Origin of the sequence: Nocardia rhizosphaerihabitans (assembly GCF_014646295.1) — a bacterium.
In the GTDB taxonomy this organism is placed as follows: Bacteria; Actinomycetota; Actinomycetes; order Mycobacteriales; family Mycobacteriaceae; genus Nocardia; species Nocardia rhizosphaerihabitans.
The window spans coordinates 1-1,306 of record NZ_BMNE01000023.1 but is presented as its reverse complement, the minus strand read 5'-3'; the positions used below and the strand labels follow the sequence as shown (position 1 = coordinate 1,306).

Annotated in this window: 1 protein-coding gene; it reads right to left on the bottom strand. The window is 65.2% G+C overall.

Annotation, left to right across the window (positions count from 1 at the left end; genetic code table 11):
• Positions 1-819: 819 nt before the first annotated feature.
• Positions 820-1,071, bottom strand: coding sequence for a hypothetical protein (locus tag IEY60_RS35420; protein ID WP_189034934.1), 252 nt, complete (start codon positions 1,069-1,071; stop codon positions 820-822).
• Positions 1,072-1,306 lie beyond the last annotated feature (235 nt).

Genomic DNA, 1,306 nt, shown 5'->3' with positions numbered 1-1,306 from the left:
AACCCGGACCACACGGTCTGATCGGACTCAGGCACTGCGCACTCCTACCATCGAACACCACCACTGCGCCGACACCTAACCACGGCTGCGCCTGTTCCTCCGTCGGGTCGCGACCACCACCACCTGCCGGTCACCTGTGGTTAACCCAGTGCGGCACACCCGCCGCGCGATTGTCGCCGCGTTCCAGGAAGACAGGCCGCCAGAGTTCGAGCATCGAGCTTCAGTAGCCGCGGTCGATCGAGTCCAGCAGTCGTCGCATCGTGTCGAGCGCCTCCTGCAGTACCGCGAACGCGGCGATGTCGAGGCCCGCCGACTCGAGCTAGTCGGCGGTGTCGGCGTCGTCACCGCCTGCATACTCGGCTGGCCGCCTCGGCCTGGCCCGCCGCGACGAAAACGATTGCTGCAAAAGGGGAACCAGCAACCTCGACGAGGCACGATCACCCTCACGCAAAATCAGGATTACAAGGGCAGCATGTCCTTACGGAGGTCATGACGCACCGCCACTGGGCGTCCGAGCCGGAAGGCCATGGGAAACCGTCATTGTCGAACGCCCGGTTCAGGTAGGACACGAACAGCACGGTCGACTCGGCGACGAAAAGCCCGTCGACGCATCCGTCCGGAAGCGCCATCCTGTACGGCTCACCTCCACTGACATTCTCCTTGTGGTCCTGTCCGGCGCGAGCGGCAGGACGAACCGCGTTCCAGGGTGGCCGTCGTTCCATTCGCTCCACCCGTCGGATCAGCTGAGGACGACTCCGGCCAGCGGGGTGCGGCCGACCAGCCACACGTCGCCGACCAGCCGCACCCAGGGCAGCAGCGTCATCGGCACAGCATCGAACTGTTCACGAAGCCGACTCGCATGCTCGGCTGCCCCGCCGTGGCCGGTATGAACGGCACCACGTGCGCCTGGTCGTCGTCGGGGTCGAACTGGTAGCCGTCTGTGGAAAGCCGATCGATGATCACCTCGATGTTGCGCCGGGCCCGTAGCGCCATCTCGTCACAGACCAGTTGTGCTTCCTCGCGAGGTCCGAGTCGAGGATCGTGCTGCCCAGCTGGCGTAGTTCGTGCCACACCTGTTCCCGTTGGCCGTCTCGATACCGGTTGAGCCAGTTGGGCGATGACTTCGGTCTCACGCTACGCGGGCCGAGCGCCGCAGCAGGGTTAACGGGGGGTGTACAGCCCGAGCTCTGGTCGCCGGGTAGCGCGACCCGATGCGTCGGCGGTGCTAGAAATTCGGGCGATGCAGTGGTGTTCGATGGTAGGAGTGCGCAGTGCCTGAGTCCGATCAGACCGTGTGGTCCGGGTT